Here is a 20,596-nt window from a genome sequence, read left to right on the forward strand (position 1 = left end):
AGTTAAACTTTTGTTTTTAACGAAATCTGCATCACAGTGCCATCTTTGCTCGAAGATAATACTTTTACTTTTCCGTTATGGTATTCTTCTACAATTCTTTTAACCAAAGACAGTCCTAAACCCCAGCCACGACGCTTAGATGTGTGCCCTGGATTAAAAATTGAAGCATAGTTTCCTTTGGGTATTCCGTGCCCAGTGTCAGACACTAAAATATTAACAATACTTCCGGCAGGGATAATTTCTATAGCAATATGGCCTTTGCCTCGCATAGCGTCAATTCCATTTTTTACAAGATTTTCAATGGTCCAGTTAAATAAAGGTTTGTTTAGCATAACAGGTAGTTCATCAACCTTACTGTCAAAAGAAAATTGTATAAGTTTAGAGCTTCTTCGTTTTAAATAGTCAAAAGCACTTTTTGTCTCGGCAACAATATCTTTTTCTTCAAGCTTAGGCAATGATCCTATGTTAGAAAACCTGTCTGTTATGGTTTGTAATCTAGAGATATCTTTTTCTATTTCTACAGATATTTCTGGATTTATATTTTCATCTTTTAAAAGTTCATTCCATCCTAAAAGAGAGGTAAGCGGAGTGCCAATTTGGTGTGCTGTTTCTTTGGCCATGCCAGCCCAAAGTTTACTCTGTTCAGATGCTTTGTTTGTTTTAAAGAAAAAGAAAATTACGGCGCCAAATAAGAATATGATTAAAAGTAGCGCTAAAGGGTAATATTTTAAATTGTTTAAAACCTCAGAGTTACCGTAATATAAAGTAGCAATTAACTCTCCTTTATGTGTCATTAAAATAGGCGTATTTTCTTTTTTAAAATCTTCTATTTTTTGTTTGATGAATGTAGTGTCTTTTGCTTTTTTACTTTCTATGTTTTTAGCATTGAGTGTACCGTTTTTATTCACCAGAATCATTGGTGTAGAAGTATTGTTCTGAAAAATTTTTAAGTGTAAATCACCTAAGTCTTCAGTTTGTGAAGAATTACGAAACTCTGTTTGTGCCGTAGCCCAAATCTCCATTTTATGGCGTTCTTCTTTTTTAAATTGTTCAAAAAAACTATTTGTATTCCATAAAATAAGGCTTACAATAAAGAAAGCCCCAATCATTAAGGAAATGTTTATAGTTTTGTTTTTTGGGTTAAAATTCATCTAGCCAATTATAGGGTTTAAAGATAACGTAATTTAATGCACATTTGGTATTTCTATCTCTGCATCTTGTTTTAAATAGCGTACAAATTATGTACCTTTGCATTCTATGAAAAAAACAATATCTATAGTTCCAAACGAGGTAACCACAGCAAAATTGCATGGTTATCTTTTGGGGGCAGTTGGTCCTAGACCTATAGCATTTGCTAGTACAGTAGATAAAGATGGTAATCCTAATTTATCTCCGTTTAGCTTTTTTAATGTATTTAGCGCAAATCCGCCAATTCTTATATTTTCGCCTGCTAGGCGTGTAAGAAACAATACAACAAAGCACACGCTAGAAAATGTATTAGAGACCAAAGAAGTTGTTGTAAATATTGTAAATTACCCAATAGTGCAGCAAATGTCTTTGTCTAGTACAGAGTATGCTGCTGGTGTAAATGAGTTTAAAAAGGCAGGTTTAACAATGTTAAAGTCTGATGTGGTTACACCTGCAAGAGTAGCAGAATCTCCTGTTCAGTTTGAGTGTAAAGTTACAAAAGTAGAGGCTTTGGGTGATGAAGGTGGTGCTGGAAACCTAGTTTTTTGTGAGGTTGTAAAAGTACACGTAGATACAGCTGTTTTAGATGAAAACGGAGTTATAGATCAGCATAAAATAGATCTTGTGGCACGTATGGGAGGTAATTGGTATAGTAGGGCAAACCAAGGTATGTTTGAAGTTCCAAAACCATTATCTACACTAGGTATTGGTATAGATAGTTTGCCTGCTAAAATAAAAAACAGTAAGTTGTTGTCTGGTAACGATTTAGGTTTTTTAGGAAATATAGAAGAGTTACCATCTGTAGAGAGTGTAACACAATTTGTAGAAAATAATGAAGAGGCCCAAGCAGTATTAGCAACTAATGACAGTATGCAACTACAGTTAAAAGCTAAAGAGTTTATTTTTAATGAAGATGTAGTAGGAGCATTAAAGCTTTTAATAGCTGGTATAGATATTATAGAGTAAGAACTAAATTAATAAACACGCATAAGAAACTAATTTAAGATGGAAGTACAAGGAAAAGTAAAAATGGTTGGGGAAACTCAGACTTTTGGAAGTAACGGATTTAGAAAAAGAGAAGTAGTTGTTACAACAGAGGAGCAATATCCACAACATATAATGGTAGAGTTTGTTCAGGATAAATGCGATTTATTAAACGGATACAGTGTTGGGCAACCAGTAAAAATTAGCATTAACTTAAGAGGTAGAGAATGGGTTAACCCACAAGGAGAAACAAAATATTTTAACTCTATACAAGGTTGGAGAATTGAAAACCTACAAGGAGCAGCTCCAGAAGGTGGAGCGGGAATACCTCCAGTAGCACCAGCACAAGCTTTTGAGCCAGCTGATAATTTAAATGAAGAAGATCACGACGATTTGCCTTTCTAGGTTAAATGGTGAATCCTATATGTTATTTAACAGATAAGTTAGAGTTTCCTCCAGTACATACAGCTAATGAAGAAGGTTTGTTAGCGGCTGGAGGAGATTTATCTGTAGAACGATTACAACTTGCCTATAAAAGCGGAATTTTTCCTTGGTTTGATGATGATAGATTGCCACTTTGGTGGAGTCCAGATCCAAGAATGGTATTGTTTCCGCAAGAATTAAAAGTTTCTAAAAGTATGCGTAAGCTTTTACGCGATGAGGCTTTTACTGTTACAAAAAATAAAAAATTTGAAGAAGTAATTCACCGTTGTGCTACTGTACCAAGAGACGGGCAGCCAGGCACGTGGATTACCCAAAATATGCAAAACGCATATATAGAATTGCATAAAAAAGGCTTTGCACACTCTTATGAGGTTTGGTTAGATAATCAACTGGTAGGTGGTTTGTACGGCATAGATTTAGGTACCGTGTTTTGTGGAGAAAGTATGTTTAGTGATGTTAGCAATGCATCTAAATATGGTTTTATAACAATGGTACAAGAAATGCAAACTAACAATTACAAACTTATAGATTGCCAAGTCTACACCCAGCATTTAGAGAGTTTAGGCGCTAGAGAAATAGATAGGGATTATTTTATGGAGTTTATAAAATAGTTGTGCTTAATTTTGAAACCGTGCTAAAAACAAACTTTCATCCTTCCGGAAAACATCTTGCTGATATAAAAAATTGGTTGATCAAAGAATCGAATATAACGAATAGCGGATTTTATTGTAATTGGAAGGTAATTGAAGGCGAGTTTGCGAAAAATAATGTAGCTGTAATAACCGAAAATGATTTTGCAATCGGATTTACAGTCTATAGAATCTATGAATTTCGAGCAGTAATCGATATAGCCGAAACAAAACCAACTGAAAGGAAAAAAGGAATTGCAAGAAAATTAATTAGTGATACTTTAGAATACTTTGGACAAAAAGGTATTTTAGTTTGTGAGCTATTTTGTTCGCCTGAAAATTCAGAGCCTTTTTGGAAAAAAATTGGATTTGAAAATTTCCCTGATTTACCACATAATTCAAGAATTAATATGTTCAAACCACTCGTTGAGACTTTAAAGTCGACTGAAAAAGCAGAATCTGAAACAAAAATCAGCTTGTGGAATTGTGAACCTTATCAAGCGGTCAGAGAAAAGCCAAAATGGAATTGGGACTTGAATTTCGCAGAGGACAATGAGACTTTGACAAAACCGATTATTTTCCCAGTTTCAGGTGATTGGCAAGTGGAATTGACAAAAAATGGACAAAAAATAGTAACGGAAAAAGTTAAAAGATTTCCGATTGATTTAGTAGATTATGGTAGTTTTATGATTATCCGAAAATTAACACATATAAACCGTAACTGACGGTTATACGAAAACGTTGGCAACAAGACGATAGAAAAAGTAATGGAACAAAACGGTGAAAAATATGATAGTTTCAGAATAGCTGTTCCAGCAGATTATAAAGAAATATTTTCTCATTTCTATTTTGCCGAAAATAAATCTAATAAAACCATAACAAAAACCTTATTGCCATCATACCAAACTATTTTAATTTTCAATTTTGGCGCAAGTGCAATACTTAATTCTAAAAACAATTCACATATAGAAATAGAGAGGTGTATTGTTTTGGGAACAATACGGAAGGCATTTGATTATTCTTTACCTCCAAACACAAAAATTTTGGTTGCTAATTTCAAAGACGATGCGTTTTATCGTTTTTTTGGAAATTCTTTACTTGCTAAAAACTTACCCGTTAACCCAGATGAATTATTAAATGAAAATTGCTTTACTGCAATGTGGTATAAACTAAATAAAATTGTTGATGTAAACCAGCAAGTAAATTACATTCTTGAATTTTGCTCATTTTATATAAAGGAGCGTGATAAAGTTGCTGAACAATTATTAAAATTCACTAAAAAAAACTTAAACCCCATTAAGTCTGTTGCTAGCCAGAATAACCAAACAGAAAGAAATATTCAAATTAAACAAAAAAAGTACTTTGGGTATTCTGCTAAAGAAATTAACCGTTACCAACGTTTTTTAAAGGCGATTGAATACATTGGCAAGAGTGCTTCAAAGATTTCAAAAGAAGATTGGTTTACTATTATAAATGATTGTGGTTACTATGACCAAAGTCAACTAATTAACGACTTTAAATATTACATTAATATTAGTCCCACAGAATATCTAAAATTTCAACAAGATATATGTAATCCAGTAAACTGATTTTCGTTTTCTTACAATTTTAATAGAAAGCAACATTCTACTTTTGCTCTAAAGCATTTTAAAAAAGTAGAAAAATGAAACATTTAATCATTTACGCTCATCCAAATGAACAAAGTTTGAATGGATACCTAAAAAAAATAGTTTTTGATACACTAAACCAACAAAGACACGAAATAAAAGTTAGGAATTTGTATCAACTTAATTTTAATCCTGTACTTTCTTTAGAAGATATAGAAGGACAAAGAAAAGGAAAAGTTTATGAGGATGTAAAAGCAGAGCAGAATTACATTGCTTGGGCAGATAGTATTACTTTCATCTATCCAATTTGGTGGACTGGTTTACCCGCTATTATGAAAGGTTACATTGACCGTGTTTTTAGCTATGGTTTCGCCTATAAGTATGATAAAGGAATTCAAAAAGGCTTACTTGCGGGTAAGCAAGCCATAATTATTAATACACACGGAAAATCACGACAAGAGTATAACGATATAGGAATGGATAGAGCTCTTAAGCTTACGTCGGATAAGGGAATTTATACCTATTGTGGTTTAGAGGTTAAACACCATTTATTTTTTGACCAAGCGGATAGAGTAGATGCTGAAATTATTGAGCAGTGGGCAAAGGAAATCAAATCAATATTTTAAAATTGATAAAAATATGATCTATTTGCGAATCCCGATGTTCTGGGATTCGCTTTTTTTTTAATACACTAATTGTCTAGTGCAATTTTCACTAAAATGTCAACTACTTTAAACTACTTGCTGTGTGTGGGTTACTTAGCAACTCTTTAAAAACAGCCCAACGTTTTTCTGGTTGGTCCACAGTACCACCTTTTGCTTTTACATAATCTGCAACTAGGTCTTTACCTAAATTATAGTTTATAACATAGCTACGGTATTGGTCTATAAAACGTGTGCGTTGCAATGCTCTGTCTGGCGCGTAAAACAAATATTTTTCTAGCCATTTAGCAGCTTCTTCTCTAGAGATTTCTCCGTTTAAATATTTTCTTGCAGCTTCATTACCTGCGTAATTTAATTTGCCAATTAACCCTAGAATTTTATAGTATTTATCTGCCTTGCTAGCATCTAAACCTGCAATAGGGAAAAGTACTTCTTTTTCAAAAGCAACACGTTCATCCCCAGGGAAAGCTACGTCTATACCATAGTTTGCACTACCTTCTGCAATTAAAGACTGCGGAGAAAATAATGGATATACCGAAAATTCTTTCCATCCTTTGGCATCAACTAAATTTTGTTCTAATAGCGCGTTAAATACATGGTGACCAGGGTAACCCTCGTGGCAAGCTAAGTCTATTGCACGCTGAATAAAAATTGGAAAATCTGTATTTATCTGTATTAAACTTTTACTTTTTCCTTGGTAGTAATTGTAACCAGACCAGCTTTTATCGTTTACATATTCTAAAACAAAATCTTCATTCTGCGGTAATTTAAAATGGTGGTTTGTTCTTTTTCTTGCTTCTGTTATAGCTACTCTAAAAACAGTATCTAACTTATCTTTTGGTATTATAAATTGCTGTTCAAAAGCGGTATATCTAGTGGCTAAATCTTCATCCCCAGGTAACTCTTCTTCAAGTGCGGCAATAAGTTTGTTAAAGTGTTCTTCTGTAAAATGCGGTGGTTCTGCATCATACAAAAGTTTAGCTTCTTCATCAAAACTATAGGTTTTGCCTGCCAGCATCTCTAACTTAGTTTTTACAGCAATTAGTTGCTTTTTAAACATCGTATGTCTTGCGGTTTCAATACTAGAAAAAGCAGTTGTATCTACTAAATTAGCGTTTTCTATTAATGTGTTGGCTCTGGCAATAAAATCTGAAGCTGGTATAGTATCTAATTTAGCTGAGGTTGGTTTCCATTCTTCTGGACCGTAATAAGCATCAACAAAATCACTATTATATTGTCCTACTTCTAAAACCAGTTTTACATAATCTTCTGCTAAAGCATTCATTTTAGGTTTTTCTGGTGGTTTACTACAAGATCCTAATGCTATTACAGCAAATAAGGCTGCTATTTTATTTTTCATAGGTGTTATTCTTTAGTGGTAATGTTTAAAAGACTCTCATTAAACAAATTAAAAATACGTGTATATTCATCTGTCCAGCTACTTGGTTCTACAAAACCGTGACGCTCTACAGGATATACGGCCATTTCCCAATTCTTTTTTTCTAACTCTATTAAGCGCTGAGATAAACGTACCATATCTTGAAAGTGCACATTGTCATCTACCATACCGTGTAGAATTAATAAGTCTCCCTTTAAACCATCTGCAAAATAAATAGGAGAACTTCTTCTGTAAGCAATACTATCTGTAACAGGGGTATTTAAAATACGTGCAGTATAACCGTGGTTGTAAGCAGCCCAATCACCAACCGAACGTATTGCAGCACCAGCTTTAAAAGTGTCTGGAGCATTAAACATTCCCATTAGCGTAATAAAGCCACCATAAGAACCACCGTAGATTCCAACTTTATCTTTGTCAATCCCGTATTTTTCTACAAGTAATTTTGCGCCATCCACTTGGTCCGATAGATCTTTGCCTCCCATATGACGGTAAATGCCTGTGCGCCATTTGCTGCCATAACCAGCGCTGCCTCTGTAATCTATATCTAAAACAGTATACCCGTTATCTACCAATAGGTTATGAAACATATACTCTCTGTAGTAAGAGCTCCACCATTTATGAGCATTTTGTAAATAACCAGCTCCGTGTACAAAAATTATGGCAGCTTTATTTTTTGTTGTTGTTTTAGGTTGATATAACCTTGCGTAAACCTCTGCACCATCTTCTGCATTAAAAGTAATTACTTCAGGATCTTTCCAGTTGTATTTTTTAAAGTTAGGGGTAAGTGAGTTTGTTATTTGTTTTGGAGCTGTTTTAGCTCTATTTTTTATTGGGTTAGGCTGTAAATATAATTCTGTTGGTTTATTGCTGTATGAGTATAAAATAGCCATTTGGCGTTCATCTGGAGATAAAGTAACCTCGTTATTACCAACCATTGTAGTTAACTGAGTTAATTTACCGCCTTTTAATGGCATTGTATAAAATTGTCTGTCTCCAGGATGATTTTTATTAGCCGTAAAATACCAACGTTTTTTGTCTATAGATATGGTTGGTTCATAAATTTCAAAATTACCAGAGGTAAGTGCTTTTGTTTTTTTGGTTAACACATTAGTGCTGTACAAATGAGAATATCCCGTTTTTTCAGACTGGTACCAAATACTATTGTCATCTGGTAACCAACCTAAATTGCCCCAACCAATTCCTGGGCCGGCAATCCAAGCTTTATCGTGCTGGTGGTCTAAATTTGTAACAGTACCATCAGCAAGGTTTAAAAGAACTATCCAACGGTCTTTATAATCGTTAGAGCTAATGTCTAAAACGGCTTTTTTGCCATCTGCACTCCAAATAGGACCAACTATGTAGCCAATTCTGTTGTCGTTTTTATAGGCTTTGTTTGGGTAATCTTTAGTATACTCTGGTACATAGTCTAAACCTTCTAAATTATCTAAAGATACAGGATACGTTTTTTTGTTTTTAATATCGTAAATATGAAGCTCGTAGCTGCTTGGCTTGTCGCCAACCTTAGAGCGAGTATTTTCATTTTCTACATAACCAGATTCTGTTACAAAGTGTGGCATTGTAGTACGCTTGTTATTTGCATAAGTAGCGGCAATATAGGTTACATAACTACCATCTGTACTAATACTCTGACTACTAATAGATTTGCCTTCTGTGTATATAGAAAACAACTCTTTTTCTTTGTAACGCTTCATTGCCTTTTTACGAGCATCTTCTTTTGCTTTACGCTCTTTTAAAACATTAAAAAGAGCAAGTTGGTCGTTACGTAACCACTCGTCTTTATCGCTTAAACGTTTTTCTTGATCTTTTTTATCTGTAAAATTTGTGATTTGTACAGTTGCACCAGTTGTTGTATTCCAAGTATAAATATTTTGTCCTTTTTGATATGCAATTTTACTGTCGTACTCTATAAATTTAGCATTTCTTTCTCGGTCTTCTGTCTGTGTAATTTGTATGGTTTTGTTGGTGGCAACATCAGTATAAAAAATGTCTCCACGTTTTACATATACTTTTTTTGTTCGTTCAGAATTAAAAGTAGGGAAAGAGGGTATGTTGTATTCGGTTTCAAAATCTACTTTGGCTGTTTTTGTTGTGTTTAGATTGTACACATATAATGAGTCGTTAAATGCATTTTCTGTGTTCCAATTAAAGTAAATGCTTTTACTGTCTTGAGCCCATTTAGGGGCAGAAGGTAAGTGGCCAACAAAGGCATCTCCTTGCATAATTTGTTTAATGCTTAAAACCGATTTGTTATTTTCTTGTGCGTAGATTGATAACGAGCAAAGCAGAATGCTTATGCTAAAAAGGAACTTCTTTTTCATTTTTTTTGGTTCTTTCTGATGATTTTTAGACTAGGTCAGCGTCTGTAGTTTTTTAATGCACTAAAGTTAGCATTATTTCCAATTACATAATAATATATTCCAAGTATCTGTTTGGCCTGTAAATGTATGGTTGCGGAATATGAAACTTAATTTAAGTAAAAACTAAAATAGCAAAAATGGATTCTCAATTTAAAAAAAAGGAATAAAAAAAGGCTGGTAAAAACCAGCCTTACTAATATTATGAGTGTTATAAAATTAATTTACAACCAATACAAAATAGTTCTTTTTACCACGTTGTAATAAAACAAACTTATTGTTAATTAGGTCTTTGCTTGTAATAACGTAATCTTCTTTTACTTTTTCTTTATTTACAGAAATAGAATTTTGTTTAAGTTCTCTACGCGCAGCACCATTAGAGTCTAAAAATTGAGTTTTAGCAGCTAAAGCACCAATCATATCTAAGCCTTCTTCAATATCGGTTTTAGTTACTTCTGCTTGTGGTACACCTTCAAAAATATCTAAAAAAGTTTTTTCGTCTAGTGTTTTTAAATCTTCAGAAGTAGATTTTCCAAATAAAATATTACTTGCTTTTATAGCATTGTCTAAATCTTGTTTAGAGTGTACGCTAATGGTAATTTCTTCGGCTAATTTTTTCTGTAAAGCACGCATATGTGGCGCCTCTTTGTGTTCTGTAATTAAGGCATCAATCTCTTCTTTAGTTAAAAAAGTAAAGATTTTTATAAATTTTTCTGCATCCTCATCTGACGTGTTTAGCCAGTATTGGTAAAATTTATAAGGAGAAGTACGTTCTGCATCTAACCAAATGTTACCACCTTCGGTTTTTCCAAACTTAGTACCATCTGCTTTTGTTATTAATGGGCAAGTAAGTGCGTAGCCTTTGCCGCTGCCAATTCTACGTATCATTTCTGTACCAGTAGTAATATTTCCCCACTGGTCACTACCACCCATTTGTAATGTACAGTTGTGTTCTTTAAACAAGTGGTAAAAATCGTACCCTTGTACTAATTGGTATGTGAACTCTGTAAAAGACATTCCTTCTTTGGCTTCAGAACTTAAACGTTTTTTTACAGAATCTTTAGCCATCATATAGTTAACGGTAATATGCTTACCAACATCACGAATAAAGTCTAAAAAAGAAAACTCTTTCATCCAATCGTAATTATTAACTAAAACAGCAGCGTTTTCTTCGTTGCTTTTAAAATCTAAAAAACGAGATAACTGGTCTTTTATAGCGTTTTGGTTGTGTCTAAGTGTTTTTTCATCTAATAAATTACGCTCAGCAGATTTGCCAGACGGATCACCAATCATACCTGTAGCTCCACCAATTAACGCATAAGGTTTGTGGCCTGCTAGTTGAAAATGACGCAACATCATTACACTAACCAAGTGGCCAATGTGTAAAGAGTCTGCAGTTGGGTCTATACCCACATAAGCAGCACGCATTTGTTCTAGTAAGTGTTCCTCTGTGTCGGGCATAACATCGTGTATCATCCCTCTCCATTTTAATTCTGCGATAAAATTAGAAGCCATTGTATTTTATATTTTGTAATAGTAGATGCAAATATAAAAGAAATAGAGAGCTTTGGCAGTAGTCTATGGTAAATTAAATTCCTAAATTTGAACTATGATATTGGTAACAGGAGGCACAGGATTGGTAGGTGCGCATCTTTTATTGCAGCTACTAAAAACAGAAGATAGTGTAAAGGCTATACATAGGCCAAGTAGCGACTTAGATAAGGTTAAAAAAGTATTTTCTTATTATGTAGATAATGCAGATGAGTTGTATGCTAAAATTAAATGGGTTGTTGCAGATATTACAGATATACCTGCTTTAGAGAATGCCTTTATTGGAGTTACACACGTGTATCATTGTGCTGCTTTAATTTCTTTTGACCCCAATGATTATTTTAGGTTAAGACGAACAAATGCAACAGGTACAGCTAATATTGTAAATTTTTGCTTAGCAAATAGTGTGGAAAAGCTAGCTTATGTAAGCTCTATTGCTACTATTGGGAAAAATGAAAACTCTCCTATTGTTACGGAAGAAACAGATTGGAATGAAGCAGATGTAAATGTATATGCAATTACAAAATATGCGGCAGAAATGGAAGTTTGGCGTGGCACACAAGAGGGGTTAGATGCTGTTATTGTTAATCCGGGTGTTATTTTAGGACCTGGATATTGGAACTCTGGTAGTGGACAGTTTTTTAGTAAAACAGCAGACGGATTAAAATACTACCCACCAAATGGTAGCGGATTTATTGGTGTTGGTGATGTTGTAGTTATGTGTATTAGGTTAATGAAATCTGACTTAAAAAACCAGCGTTATATTGCTGTAGCCAAAAATGCTACGTTTAAAGAGGTGTTGGGTAAAATAGCAACTGCATTAGGAAAACCAGAGCCTAATAAAGCCTTAAAAATATGGCAGTTAAATATTTTGTATAGATTAGATTGGCTAGCACATTTGTTAACTAGAAGAGGTAGAAAACTCTCTAAAATGCAAGTTCACGGTCTAAAGAGTCAAGATATTTATGAAAATACAAAAATCACAACAGCAATAGATTTTACGTATACAGATTTAGATGAGGTTATTAAAACTACTTCTTCCCTGTTTTTGCAGGAGCAACTTTAAGCTTTTCTGGATTCTTTTTTCTGCTAGCGGCAATACTATCTGCTTCAAACTGTCTTTTACGTTCTAGTCGTTTTTTAATAGTATCTAGTTTGCTTTGTACATCTTTATAAAATCCTTCATAAACAGTTGGGTTAGCCGCGTAATATAAATCGCTATCTGCAAACTGAGTACTATCTATTTTATATTTGTTGTAGATGTACGGCATTGTTTTTACATTGTTTTCTACTAAAACATTAGAATTGGTATTTTTAGCAGCAGTAATAAGTGCTAAGTCGTACAAAATGTTTACCATTTCTTCTTCACTAATAAGATTATCGGGTTTTTTAATAGCTTTCTCAGCACAAGAAACTACAGTTGCAATTACTAAAAGTAACGTTAAAAACTTTTTCATCTTTTTTGTGTTAATGGTGTAACGTTAACCGTTTAATTATCTGTTAAACGTTAGTCTATGTGCATTTTTCTCTTCTGAAACAACGCCATTTTCATATGCTAAATGACCATTTACAAAGGTATGAGAAATTTTAGATTTAAATGTGTAATCTTCAAACGGTGACCAACCACATTTATACAAAATATTAGATTTACTTACTTGCCAAGGTGTATTGGTATCTACAATAACTAAATCTGCAAAGTATCCTTCTTTGATATAACCTCTTTTTTCTATCTGAAATAAAATAGCAGGGTTGTGGCACATTTTTTCTACCATACGTTCTATAGTAATTGTACCATCTAAAACTTTCTCTAGCATAGCCGGTAAAACGTGCTGTACCAATGGTCCGCCAGATGGTGCTTTCGTGTAAACGTTATCTTTTTCTTCAAAAGTATGTGGTGCGTGGTCTGTAGCAACAACATCTATGCGGTCATCTAAAAGGGCGTCCCAAAGCATAGACCTGTCTTCTGCCGTTTTAACAGCAGGATTCCATTTTATAAGTGTGCCTTTTTCTTTGTAGTCTTCATCAGAAAACCATAAGTGGTGCACACAAACTTCTGCTGTAATTTTTTTATCTTTTAAAGGTATGTCATTTCTAAAAAGGCTAGTTTCTTTACCTGTAGATAAGTGAAAAACGTGTAGTCTTGCCCCTGTTTTTTCTGCTAATGCAATAGCTTTAGAAGAAGATAAGTAACACGCCTCTGTACTTCTAATAATTGGGTGGTATTCTATAGGAATATTGTCTCCGTACTTTTCTTTGTAGGTGGCCATATTTTTGCGAATAGTAGTCTCATCTTCACAATGAGCCGAGATTACCATTTCTGTATTGCTAAATATTTTTTCTATAACCTCTTCATTATCTACCAGCATATTACCTGTAGAAGAACCTAAAAATAGTTTTACACCAGAGCAAGCATTTTTGTCTAGTTTTTTTAATTCTTCTAAATTATCATTAGTGCCACCAAATAAAAATGAGTAGTTAGCATAAGAGCTTTCTTTTGCTACTGCAAATTTTTCCTCTAATTTTTCTATAGTTGTTGTCTGCGGATTTGTGTTTGGTTGCTCCATAAAGGTAGTTACACCACCGGCAACGGCAGCCCTACTTTCTGTAGCAATATTACCTTTGTGTGTAAGTCCTGGTTCTCTAAAATGTACTTGGTCATCTATAATGCCAGGTAAAACATAATTACCTTTAGCATCTAAAACAGTAGCGTTAGCATCACTAATAGAACTACTTATTTTTTCTATATAATTACCGTTTAAAAGAATATCACAGTTAGTAACTGTACCTTCATTTACAACTTTAGCGTTTTTTATTAGTGTCTTTTTCATTTTAAAATTTGTTTTTTTGAAACAAGCTTATGTATTTCATTTTTATGACTCCAAAAACAGCTTCGCCAATAATTGAAGAACTCATTTTAGATTTTCCGCGTACTCTATCTGTAAAAACAATAGGTACTTCTTGTATTTTAAAGCCTTTTAAATGTGCTCTAAATTTCATTTCTATTTGAAAAGCATAGCCAATAAAACGTACTGTATCTAAACTAATATTTTCTAAAACTTTTCTTTTGTAACATATAAAACCAGCAGTTGGGTCGTCTACACGCATACCCGTTATTATTTTTACGTAAAACGATGCGCCGTAAGAAAGCAAAATTCTAAAAAGAGGCCAGTTTACAACGTTTATACCTTTTACATACCTAGAACCAATGGCTAAATCTGCGCCAGCAATACAGGCGTTGTATAGGTTTATTAAGTCTTTGGGTGAATGAGAAAAATCTGCATCCATCTCAAATATATAATCGTATTTTTTAGCAATAGCCCACTTAAAACCGTGAATGTAAGCAGTTCCTAAACCAGCTTTTTCTTTACGAACCTCTAAAAATAATTTACCAGGAAATTGTGTTATTAATTCTTTTATTTTTTGAGGAGTACCGTCTGGCGAGTTGTCATCTACAACAAGAATGTGAAATTCCTTTTTTAATGCAAAAACTGCATTAATAATAGCTTCTATATTTTCTATCTCATTAAAAGTAGGAATTATAACTAAGCTATCTGTCATTCTTTTTTTAGTATTGAATTTACAAAAGTACTATTTAAATTTTAGTGATAAAACCTTAAGCACGTTTTATGATTTATTTACCACTGTATTGCGTCTTTTTTGTGTTTAAACACGTATTAATAAATAAAGTTGGTCTAAGTATTAATTTGTAGTTTTGTGCCACTTAAAAGAAGACAAAAATAATAATGGAATCTATTACTAGGGTTTTTAATAATGTAGATTGGGTTACCACCATATTTGTGGTTAGTCTTTTTGTGTTGGTTTTAAGTAAAATCTTTTTTTACAATAAGTTTATAAATTTTGTGGTACTACCTTTTAATAACAAATATATTTTTTTGCACAGCAAAAAGCATATTTTATTTAATTGGTTTAATGCATTGTGGAGTTTGTTTTTGTGGTTAAACGTAGCACTGTTTTTTTATTATATACTTGCTATTTTTAAAATAGGAGAAGTAGTAACGCCAACTAAATACCTTTTAATTTTTGGAATATTAGCGTTATTTATTTCTTTAAAATTGATACTTCAGTTTATAAATGGGTTTGTTTTTGACGCCGAATCTGCCATTGTACACATTGTTTTTAATAAAGTTTCTTATCAAAATTACAGTGGTTTAGTGTTGTTTGTGGCTAATATTTTTCTTACATATATTACGCCATATTCTGAGTTGGTTGCTTATTTGGCGGCGGTTTTGTTTATCGTTGTACTGTGCATTGGATGGGTTAATCTGCTAAGAATTCATCGAAATTTCATAACAATTAATTTTTTCTATTTTATTTTGTACCTTTGCGCACTCGAAATTTCACCTTTTGTGATAATAGGTAGTTACCTAAAATATTGATGTCTATGAAGATAAAAACGATTTTGGTTTCTCAGCCAGAACCTAAAATGGAGAATTCTCCCTATTCAAGACTTATTGAAAAGGAGAAGTTAAAGGTAGATTTTAGACCGTTTATACATGTAGAGGGCGTTGATGCAAAAACAGTGCGTCAGCAAAAAATAGATTTAAACAACTTTACAGCAATAGTTCTTACGAGTAGAAATTCTGTAGATCATTTTTTTAGAATTGCAGAAGAAATGCGTTTTAAAGTGCCAGATTCTATGAAGTACTTTTGCCAGTCTGAGGCTGTGGCTTACTATCTTCAAAAGTATGTAGTTTACCGTAAGCGTAAAATATATGTTGGTAAAAGAATGTTTGCAGATTTAACTCCTTTGTTAAAAAAGTATAAAACAGAAAAGTTTCTTTTACCTTCTTCAGATGTATTAAAGCCAATAGTGCCTGAAACATTGGATGGTCTTGGTTTAGAATGGAAAAGAGCTATTTTTTATAAAACAGTAATTAGTGATTTGTCTGACTTAAGAAATGTGTATTACGATATACTAGTTTTCTTTAGTCCGTCTGGTATCGAGTCTTTACTAAAGAATTTCCCAGATTTTGAACAAAATGATACTAAAATAGCTGTTTACGGAAATACAACAGTTAATGCTGCTACAGATGCTGGTTTACGTATAGACATACTTGCGCCAACACCAGAAACGCCATCTATGACAATGGCATTACAGAAGTACATTACTACTGCAAATAAAAAATAAAAACAATACGTTATACGCAAAAGCCTCATTTTTTAATGAGGCTTTTTTGTTTTACTACTTTAGAGAAAAAAATAGATTTTTAAATCTGTTTTGCTTAATGTTAGTGCACGTAATGTTTGTTATTGATATAGAACATACCTTGGAGGTTTTAATCCGTTTAAGCGCATATAAACAAGCATTTGAGCTCTGTGGTGTGTTATGTGGTCAGTAAGTAATAATAAAATTTGTCTTTTGGTTCTGTTAGCACCAAAATAGTCTAATCTTTCATCTAGCTTTTTTATATCAAACTCAGAGATAAATGTACTAGTAACGTCAAATGTATTGCTAATTGTTGCAATCATTTCTTCTTTAGATTTGTTATCTACTTTTAGTTCTGTATCTGTTTCCCAATTTCTGGCATCTCTACCGCCCATTAAAGATTTGCTGTGCCAATCCATAGCCCAAGAAATATGCATTAAATGCTCTGCAAAACTCATAGACTCTGGTGTTGCTTTAAAAGTATATTTGTCTTTAGGCATAGTTTCTGCCACAAGAATTAAATACTTTTTAGAAGTTTCTAAACGCTCTAAGTATTCTTTTATAAACGTGTTTTCCTGAGCCATAAGCGGAGTAGAGCATAAAGAAATTAGTAGTACTAAAGTTAGAATTTTACTTTTCTTCATCTTAAAACAAGTTAGTTGTTGTAGATAACAAGTTACTAAATTAATCGGTGTCTGTATATGCTAACACCCAAATTGTTCTTGTTTCCATACATATTATTACATACGTATAATCTATAATAAAGTCTATAAACCATGTATTCCAAGCAGTGGTAGATGTGTAATACCTAACGTAATCATAACTGTATTTTTCATAAAATAACTGAGAGCAAAATAGCTGTGCTTTTTCTTTAATCTGTTTAGGTTCTTTTTTGTACTTGGAGCCGTATGCGCCTCCATAAAATAGTAGCGCAGCAAGTTCGCCATCAATAACAAAACCATCTTTAGTATTAAAATTTGGTGCGGTATCAATTTTAAAAACCGTTGTGTCAGGGTTGTTAGAGTCGCTAAAGGTTTTGAGGACTTTATTAGAAAGTAAAAATTTGTTGTTAAAGTCAATTTCATCTAATCTTCCGCGAGAGCAAAACCAATCAAATATATCATTTTCCTGAAACCGAAACCCTTTAAAATAAATATTACCACCAAGGTTAGCTTTTAATAAGTTTATAAACTCAAATTCTTCATCAATAACATCAAAAACCAACTCTTGCCACATTTTTTCTATTTGGCTTTCATTGGGCAAATTTATTTTCCAGTTAACTGTAATTGGTTTCATCTTTTTAATTAAATACTACTTTGTTAATCCGTTTTTATAATCGGTTAGTGTAAAGTGAATTTTATTTTTAAATAATTTTAAATAGGCTTTTTTTGGTTCTAATAACAAGCCTAACTGTAAATGTTTGTAGTGATTAAAGCCCATATATTCCATACCAACAAACCTAACAGATACATTTTTGTTTTGTTTATTATAGCTTAAAAGAGTAAAACTGTTTGAGCTAAATTTTGTAGAACCTAAGTTGTTTATAGTATCTAAAAAAGTTTTAAAAGAATTTATAGCGTTTAAATCTATTTTATATTCTTGTGTTATTTTTTTTACCCAGGTATCATTTTTAAGTGCTTTAAGAATGCTTTTTTCTGTAAAAATATCTAATATAGAAACTGGTTGTCTATTACTTAAATTTATTGTTTGTATCTCTAAAGAATTTCCTGGCGGACCACAGGCTATGGTGCCAGTTTCACCAGACTCATAACTGTAATAATTACCAACTAAAGAAAGTGGGTTGTAGTAAAATTGATAGTTAACATCACAGTCATCTGTTTTTTCTTGTTTGGTTAATTCTTTAAGGTCTTTAGCGGCATTGTATATTTCAGTGTTTTTATAATAGGCGCTGTCTTTAAATATAGTAACTTTTTGATTTTTAAAAAGAAAGGTATCTTTTTGACAAATTCCTTTTACAGAGAGTAAGCAAATTATAAAAAACAGGCTAATCTTCATTCTAATGTAGTATTTGTTAGTCTATAAGTTTTATTAAAAACAATAATAACTATAATCTAACAAATTTATATAGCTAAGCTTGGTAAAGTATAGTTTGTTGTTTTCTACAAATGGATTTATTTCTTCTATTTGAACCTCACACCTATTAAGTGAGCTTTGTTTAGCTAAGGTATTTCCGTTTAAATCTTGTAATTCTATGTAGGCTAATTTATGACCGTTTTGACTAGAAAAACCAAAGTGACTAAAGTTGTTCTGTACATAAATAACCACCTGTAAGTCTTTGCCTCTTATTATTTCTGTTTTGTAATAAGAATAATTTGGTTTTAGCAGAAACCAAGCTGATACAACCGTAATTACAATTACAAGTATGATGTATTTAGATTTTGATTTCATTTTTAAATTGTAATTTTTAAGCTTTATCCAGGTAATAAAATTCGTTTTAACTTCTTGCTGTGCATTTTAATAACTTCTTGTTCTATAAATTTTAAAAGCTCAGGACATTCTCTATCAAAATCTTCAGAAATTACTTTTTTTAATTGGTCGTTATATTTAACCGTAACTGTTAAGTGGCTATTGCAAGTTGTATTGCTAGCATAAAAGTTTTTTAATTTGAAAAAACCATCATTAAGAATCTTTTTTACTAAGTTATTTCTAGTCTGTACGCTAATTACTTTTTCCGAAATTTGATTGTAATCACTGTTATCTACACCTATATTTTCTTTAGATGGATAAAAAGTGATTAAAGTGTCTTTAAGCACAAATTTATCATAATGAAAAGCACCACGTTCTACTGTAATTTCTATGCTTGATGAATCTATTTTAGATTGTTGTTCTAACTCTGTATCAACATTGGAATTGCCTGTATTTTTTTTGTTAGATTTATTGCAGGCAAACAAGCAAAATAACAATAAGAATAAAAGTAATTTAAGTGATTTCATTTCTAATAGTTTTATAAGCGTTACTTTTTTACCCAGCCAACAGCGTAGGAGCCATTTTGTTTTATAAAAACCAAAAGCCATTCTTTTTCTTGGTTTACAACTATTGCGGACTCGTTTTTTAGTGAGCCAATAGTGTTACCTACAATTTCTTCACCTGTACAAGGATCTTTTTTTATAATATCATTTATTACTGGTGTACTTCTTAAAATTCCGGATACTGTTTTAGTATATAATTTGTCTGATGCTGTAATAACTGTTTTATCATGAAACGATATTGTACTTTCCTTAACAACAGATGTATTGTTAATGGTTACTTTAACTAAACTAGAATAATAGCTGCAACAGCAGCTAGGATTGTAACTATTTATTTCTGTGCCGTTTGTAGTGTTTTTTATGGATAGTATTTTGCCAGGAGCATCATACACAAGCTGAAATCCTTTTTTGCTATTTAAAAATATGGCTGTTTGATGATACGGTTGGCACGGTCCAGTGAATATAAGGTCCTTTAAACCATCACTATTTAAATCTTGTACGTGCCAATTATTTCCAGATTCATTAGTGTCACAATAATACGTAGGTACTTGCATTTTAGAAACACCTGTAGAGTCTACCTTAAAAGTAGAAGTAGTTTTTAGTAAACCAATTCTAGATTTAATAGCATTAAAATCCTGACTAAATAAACTTAGAGACATTAAAAAAAATACGATTGCAATTGCATATTTCATAAAACTAAAATTGTTAGGAGTCGTTAATATGTGATAGTGCTTCGGTTTAATTGGTGATAGTTTTATAAGTCTATCTCATACAACTTTGGAAACTCTGGGTAATAAGACAGCCACTGTACTGTAGTTGTTCTTCCTTCAAAGGATTTATAAATTCCTATTACGGTTAATTCTTTACCATTAACTGTTTTATCTTCTATACTGTAAGCTAACTGTTCTTTGTCTTCTATTATTTTTTTAATCAATTCATTTTTAGAATTAACTATATAATTTTCAACCTCTAGATAAAGCTTATCTAAATAATCTTGCGTGTAGTTATTGGTATAAGTGTATTTTATTTCCTTTTTATATACCTCTCTAAAGTTAGCAATTTTACCATTTTTAATTTTTTTAGTAGTAACAATAAAATCAGCTAGTTGTTTTCTGTCATCGTCACCAGCAATATAAACAACACCAGTTTCCCATTCAATTTCAATACTATCTCCTTTTAAATAGTTACGGCCTTCTTCATTATTAATAAAGCCGTAGAAAGATTTTCCTTTTGAGACTCCTATAACGGGATAATCAAAATTGTCGTTATAATGAAGAAAATTAAACGTGTCTTTTTGTTTTGGCTGGGATAAAAAACCACTAAAAACATAGCCGGTAAGCTCTATGTTACTGTCAGACTTACCGGTTACTTTGTACCATTGTCCTTTTATTTTTTTTCCGTCGTCAGTTACTTCAAAAAATAGGTCTGTTTTATGTAATACCGCTACTTTTTCGGCATAATTAAATTTCCCTATTTTTTTAGCATCCAAGCTAGAATTTTCCCTGACGTTTAAACCACTTTTAGCAGTAACAAACAAATTGTTTTGAGCACAAAGAGATATAATTTGTATAAAAAGTATAAAAGTTAAGGCAATTTTTTTCAT

Annotated in this window: 23 protein-coding genes; 9 read left to right on the forward strand and 14 right to left on the reverse strand. The window is 32.3% G+C overall.

What is annotated here, in order from left to right:
• Positions 1-2: 2 nt before the first annotated feature.
• The gene (locus ABJD66_RS07975) at positions 3-1,151 is read right to left on the reverse strand and encodes a HAMP domain-containing sensor histidine kinase (protein ID WP_348130158.1); all 1,149 of its coding nucleotides are present in this window, start codon (positions 1,149-1,151) and stop codon (positions 3-5) included.
• 106 nt (positions 1,152-1,257) lie between these two features.
• Here ABJD66_RS07975 and ABJD66_RS07980 point away from each other — a divergent pair, with 106 nt between their 5' ends.
• The 6 genes from ABJD66_RS07980 to ABJD66_RS08005 all read left to right on the forward strand — a co-directional run bounded on the left by ABJD66_RS07980 (position 1,258) and on the right by ABJD66_RS08005 (position 5,478).
• Positions 1,258-2,154 (forward strand): flavin reductase family protein, encoded by an 897-nt coding sequence (locus ABJD66_RS07980; protein WP_348130161.1) that lies wholly within the window; start codon positions 1,258-1,260, stop codon positions 2,152-2,154.
• Positions 2,155-2,193: 39 nt separating this feature from the next.
• The gene (locus ABJD66_RS07985; RefSeq protein WP_100894708.1) at positions 2,194-2,577 is read left to right on the forward strand and encodes a DUF3127 domain-containing protein; all 384 of its coding nucleotides are present in this window, start codon (positions 2,194-2,196) and stop codon (positions 2,575-2,577) included.
• A gap of 5 nt (positions 2,578-2,582) precedes the next feature.
• Positions 2,583-3,227 carry a leucyl/phenylalanyl-tRNA--protein transferase gene (aat, locus tag ABJD66_RS07990; protein WP_348130164.1) on the forward strand — a complete coding sequence of 215 codons (645 nt, stop codon included), beginning with the start codon at positions 2,583-2,585 and terminating at the stop codon, positions 3,225-3,227.
• A 2-nt stretch (positions 3,228-3,229) separates the two neighbouring features.
• Positions 3,230-3,970, forward strand: coding sequence for a GNAT family N-acetyltransferase (locus ABJD66_RS07995; protein WP_348130167.1), 741 nt, complete (start codon positions 3,230-3,232; stop codon positions 3,968-3,970).
• Between the two features lie 42 nt (positions 3,971-4,012).
• Positions 4,013-4,834 (forward strand): AraC family transcriptional regulator, encoded by an 822-nt coding sequence (locus tag ABJD66_RS08000; RefSeq protein ID WP_348130170.1) that lies wholly within the window; start codon positions 4,013-4,015, stop codon positions 4,832-4,834.
• Positions 4,835-4,908: 74 nt separating this feature from the next.
• Positions 4,909-5,478: an NAD(P)H-dependent oxidoreductase gene (locus ABJD66_RS08005; protein ID WP_348130173.1), complete on the forward strand. Its 570-nt coding sequence runs from the start codon at positions 4,909-4,911 to the stop codon at positions 5,476-5,478.
• A gap of 100 nt (positions 5,479-5,578) precedes the next feature.
• On the opposite strand, the gene ABJD66_RS08010 is transcribed toward ABJD66_RS08005, so the two are convergent.
• The 3 genes from ABJD66_RS08010 to tyrS all read right to left on the reverse strand — a co-directional run bounded on the left by ABJD66_RS08010 (position 5,579) and on the right by tyrS (position 10,803).
• Entirely contained in the window at positions 5,579-6,874 is a 1,296-nt protein-coding gene (locus ABJD66_RS08010; protein WP_348130176.1) for a hypothetical protein, read from the reverse strand.
• A gap of 5 nt (positions 6,875-6,879) precedes the next feature.
• Positions 6,880-9,252, reverse strand: a complete 2,373-nt coding sequence (locus ABJD66_RS08015) for a prolyl oligopeptidase family serine peptidase (RefSeq protein WP_348130179.1) — start codon at positions 9,250-9,252, stop codon at positions 6,880-6,882.
• 255 nt (positions 9,253-9,507) lie between these two features.
• Entirely contained in the window at positions 9,508-10,803 is a 1,296-nt protein-coding gene (gene tyrS, locus ABJD66_RS08020) for a tyrosine--tRNA ligase (RefSeq protein WP_100894715.1), read from the reverse strand.
• 94 nt (positions 10,804-10,897) lie between these two features.
• Here tyrS and ABJD66_RS08025 point away from each other — a divergent pair, with 94 nt between their 5' ends.
• Positions 10,898-11,905, forward strand: a complete 1,008-nt coding sequence (locus tag ABJD66_RS08025) for an NAD-dependent epimerase/dehydratase family protein (protein WP_348130182.1) — start codon at positions 10,898-10,900, stop codon at positions 11,903-11,905.
• Here ABJD66_RS08025 and ABJD66_RS08030 read toward each other — a convergent pair.
• Genes ABJD66_RS08030 through ABJD66_RS08040 form a run of 3 tightly spaced genes read right to left on the reverse strand, consistent with a single transcriptional unit; the run spans position 11,871 to position 14,397 of the window.
• Positions 11,871-12,296, reverse strand: coding sequence for a DUF4296 domain-containing protein (locus ABJD66_RS08030; protein WP_348130185.1), 426 nt, complete (start codon positions 12,294-12,296; stop codon positions 11,871-11,873). The two genes, ABJD66_RS08025 and ABJD66_RS08030, sit on opposite strands and share 35 nt — an antisense overlap.
• Before the next feature lie 36 nt (positions 12,297-12,332).
• Positions 12,333-13,667: a dihydroorotase gene (locus tag ABJD66_RS08035; protein ID WP_348130188.1), complete on the reverse strand. Its 1,335-nt coding sequence runs from the start codon at positions 13,665-13,667 to the stop codon at positions 12,333-12,335.
• Between the two features lies 1 nt (position 13,668).
• Complete coding sequence (locus ABJD66_RS08040; RefSeq protein WP_100894719.1) at positions 13,669-14,397, reverse strand: polyprenol monophosphomannose synthase; 729 nt, start codon at positions 14,395-14,397, stop codon at positions 13,669-13,671.
• Positions 14,398-14,582: 185 nt separating this feature from the next.
• Between ABJD66_RS08040 and ABJD66_RS08045 the strand changes: the two genes are divergently transcribed.
• Both ABJD66_RS08045 and ABJD66_RS08050 read left to right on the forward strand, forming a co-directional pair.
• A complete protein-coding gene (locus tag ABJD66_RS08045; RefSeq protein ID WP_100894720.1) occupies positions 14,583-15,236 on the forward strand; it encodes a DUF4271 domain-containing protein in 654 nt (217 codons plus the stop codon).
• A gap of 5 nt (positions 15,237-15,241) precedes the next feature.
• Positions 15,242-15,988 (forward strand): uroporphyrinogen-III synthase, encoded by a 747-nt coding sequence (locus tag ABJD66_RS08050; RefSeq protein ID WP_100896810.1) that lies wholly within the window; start codon positions 15,242-15,244, stop codon positions 15,986-15,988.
• Positions 15,989-16,107: 119 nt separating this feature from the next.
• Here the strand turns inward: ABJD66_RS08050 and ABJD66_RS08055 are convergent, their stop codons facing one another.
• From ABJD66_RS08055 to ABJD66_RS08085, 7 genes are all read right to left on the reverse strand, one after another.
• Positions 16,108-16,650 carry a DinB family protein gene (locus ABJD66_RS08055; RefSeq protein ID WP_348130193.1) on the reverse strand — a complete coding sequence of 181 codons (543 nt, stop codon included), beginning with the start codon at positions 16,648-16,650 and terminating at the stop codon, positions 16,108-16,110.
• Between the two features lie 40 nt (positions 16,651-16,690).
• Entirely contained in the window at positions 16,691-17,302 is a 612-nt protein-coding gene (locus ABJD66_RS08060) for a hypothetical protein (protein WP_348130195.1), read from the reverse strand.
• A 15-nt stretch (positions 17,303-17,317) separates the two neighbouring features.
• Positions 17,318-18,022: a hypothetical protein gene (locus ABJD66_RS08065; protein ID WP_348130198.1), complete on the reverse strand. Its 705-nt coding sequence runs from the start codon at positions 18,020-18,022 to the stop codon at positions 17,318-17,320.
• 33 nt (positions 18,023-18,055) lie between these two features.
• Entirely contained in the window at positions 18,056-18,415 is a 360-nt protein-coding gene (locus tag ABJD66_RS08070; RefSeq protein ID WP_348130201.1) for a hypothetical protein, read from the reverse strand.
• Positions 18,416-18,438: 23 nt separating this feature from the next.
• A complete protein-coding gene (locus tag ABJD66_RS08075; protein ID WP_348130203.1) occupies positions 18,439-18,960 on the reverse strand; it encodes a hypothetical protein in 522 nt (173 codons plus the stop codon).
• Between the two features lie 20 nt (positions 18,961-18,980).
• Positions 18,981-19,685, reverse strand: coding sequence for a hypothetical protein (locus tag ABJD66_RS08080; protein ID WP_348130206.1), 705 nt, complete (start codon positions 19,683-19,685; stop codon positions 18,981-18,983).
• A 62-nt stretch (positions 19,686-19,747) separates the two neighbouring features.
• A complete protein-coding gene (locus tag ABJD66_RS08085; protein ID WP_348130208.1) occupies positions 19,748-20,596 on the reverse strand; it encodes an SH3 domain-containing protein in 849 nt (282 codons plus the stop codon).

The organism is Cellulophaga sp. (assembly GCF_039943695.1).
In the GTDB taxonomy this organism is placed as follows: domain Bacteria; phylum Bacteroidota; class Bacteroidia; order Flavobacteriales; family Flavobacteriaceae; genus Cellulophaga.

What these genes read in the sequence shown, in the direction of transcription:
- ABJD66_RS08005 (WP_348130173.1), top strand. Translation starts at nt 4,909, where the DNA reads ATGAAACATTTAATCATTTACGCTCATCCAAATGAACAAAGTTTGAAT.
- ABJD66_RS08025 (WP_348130182.1), top strand. Translation starts at nt 10,898, where the DNA reads ATGATATTGGTAACAGGAGGCACAGGATTGGTAGGTGCGCATCTTTTA.
- ABJD66_RS08060 (WP_348130195.1), bottom strand. Translation starts at nt 17,302, where the DNA reads ATGAAACCAATTACAGTTAACTGGAAAATAAATTTGCCCAATGAAAGC.
- ABJD66_RS08070 (WP_348130201.1), bottom strand. Translation starts at nt 18,415, where the DNA reads ATGAAATCAAAATCTAAATACATCATACTTGTAATTGTAATTACGGTT.
- ABJD66_RS08050 (WP_100896810.1), top strand. Translation starts at nt 15,242, where the DNA reads ATGAAGATAAAAACGATTTTGGTTTCTCAGCCAGAACCTAAAATGGAG.
- ABJD66_RS07975 (WP_348130158.1), bottom strand. Translation starts at nt 1,151, where the DNA reads ATGAATTTTAACCCAAAAAACAAAACTATAAACATTTCCTTAATGATT.
- ABJD66_RS08035 (WP_348130188.1), bottom strand. Translation starts at nt 13,667, where the DNA reads ATGAAAAAGACACTAATAAAAAACGCTAAAGTTGTAAATGAAGGTACA.
- ABJD66_RS08085 (WP_348130208.1), bottom strand. Translation starts at nt 20,596, where the DNA reads ATGAAAAAAATTGCCTTAACTTTTATACTTTTTATACAAATTATATCT.
- ABJD66_RS07980 (WP_348130161.1), top strand. Translation starts at nt 1,258, where the DNA reads ATGAAAAAAACAATATCTATAGTTCCAAACGAGGTAACCACAGCAAAA.
- tyrS (WP_100894715.1), bottom strand. Translation starts at nt 10,803, where the DNA reads ATGGCTTCTAATTTTATCGCAGAATTAAAATGGAGAGGGATGATACAC.
- ABJD66_RS07985 (WP_100894708.1), top strand. Translation starts at nt 2,194, where the DNA reads ATGGAAGTACAAGGAAAAGTAAAAATGGTTGGGGAAACTCAGACTTTT.
- ABJD66_RS08015 (WP_348130179.1), bottom strand. Translation starts at nt 9,252, where the DNA reads ATGAAAAAGAAGTTCCTTTTTAGCATAAGCATTCTGCTTTGCTCGTTA.
- ABJD66_RS08055 (WP_348130193.1), bottom strand. Translation starts at nt 16,650, where the DNA reads ATGAAGAAAAGTAAAATTCTAACTTTAGTACTACTAATTTCTTTATGC.
- ABJD66_RS08065 (WP_348130198.1), bottom strand. Translation starts at nt 18,022, where the DNA reads ATGAAGATTAGCCTGTTTTTTATAATTTGCTTACTCTCTGTAAAAGGA.
- ABJD66_RS08010 (WP_348130176.1), bottom strand. Translation starts at nt 6,874, where the DNA reads ATGAAAAATAAAATAGCAGCCTTATTTGCTGTAATAGCATTAGGATCT.
- aat (WP_348130164.1), top strand. Translation starts at nt 2,583, where the DNA reads ATGGTGAATCCTATATGTTATTTAACAGATAAGTTAGAGTTTCCTCCA.
- ABJD66_RS08040 (WP_100894719.1), bottom strand. Translation starts at nt 14,397, where the DNA reads ATGACAGATAGCTTAGTTATAATTCCTACTTTTAATGAGATAGAAAAT.
- ABJD66_RS08030 (WP_348130185.1), bottom strand. Translation starts at nt 12,296, where the DNA reads ATGAAAAAGTTTTTAACGTTACTTTTAGTAATTGCAACTGTAGTTTCT.
- ABJD66_RS08000 (WP_348130170.1), top strand. Translation starts at nt 4,013, where the DNA reads ATGGAACAAAACGGTGAAAAATATGATAGTTTCAGAATAGCTGTTCCA.
- ABJD66_RS08075 (WP_348130203.1), bottom strand. Translation starts at nt 18,960, where the DNA reads ATGAAATCACTTAAATTACTTTTATTCTTATTGTTATTTTGCTTGTTT.
- ABJD66_RS08045 (WP_100894720.1), top strand. Translation starts at nt 14,583, where the DNA reads ATGGAATCTATTACTAGGGTTTTTAATAATGTAGATTGGGTTACCACC.
- ABJD66_RS08080 (WP_348130206.1), bottom strand. Translation starts at nt 19,685, where the DNA reads ATGAAATATGCAATTGCAATCGTATTTTTTTTAATGTCTCTAAGTTTA.